The following is a 717-nucleotide window of genomic DNA, read 5'->3' as shown; positions in this document are numbered from 1 at the left end:
GCTGGTCGTCGTGGAAGACCGGGATGTCCAGCGCCTCACGCAGCCGCGCCTCGATCTCGAAACACCGCGGAGCGGAGATGTCTTCGAGGTTGATGCCCGCAAAACCCGGCGCGATCGCCTTGACGATCTCCACGATCGCATCGGAGTCCTGGGTGTCCAGGCAGATCGGCCACGCATCGATCCCCGCGAACCGCTTGAACAGGGCCGCCTTGCCCTCCATCACCGGCAGCGCCGCCTTCGGCCCGATGTTGCCCAGACCCAGCACCGCGGAACCGTCGGTGACCACCGCAACACTGTTGCGCTTGATCGTCAGACGCCGCGCGTCCTCCGGGTTCTCCGCGATCGCCATGCACACACGCGCCACACCGGGCGTGTAGACCATGGACAGGTCGTCACGGTTGCGGATCGGGTGCTTGGACGCCATCTCGATCTTCCCACCGAGATGCATCAGGAACGTACGGTCCGAGACCTTCCCCAGCACCACGCCCTCGATACCGCGCAGCTTCTCCACGATCTCGTCGGCGTGCTCGGTCGAGGTCGTCGCCATCGTGACGTCGATCCGCAGCTTCTCGTGACCGGAAGCGGTCACGTCCAGGCCCGTCACCGAACCGCCGGAGGACTCCACGGCCGTGGTGAGCTGGCTGACGGCCGTCCCGCCCGCGGGGACCTCCAGTCGGACCGTCATCGAGTACGAGACGCTAGGCGCCGTTGCCATGG

Annotated in this window: 1 protein-coding gene; it reads right to left on the bottom strand. The window is 66.7% G+C overall.

Annotated elements, in window-relative coordinates; translation table 11 throughout:
* Positions 1-715, bottom strand: a 715-nt coding sequence (locus LE181_RS31930) for an NAD-dependent malic enzyme (protein WP_372458561.1), incomplete at its 3' end; no start/stop codon positions are given.
* Positions 716-717: the final 2 nt, after the last annotated feature.

It is taken from the genome of Streptomyces sichuanensis (genome assembly GCF_020328095.1).
GTDB lineage: Bacteria > Actinomycetota > Actinomycetes > Streptomycetales > Streptomycetaceae > Streptomyces > Streptomyces cinnamoneus.
This window is presented reverse-complemented; position numbering and strand designations above follow the sequence as displayed.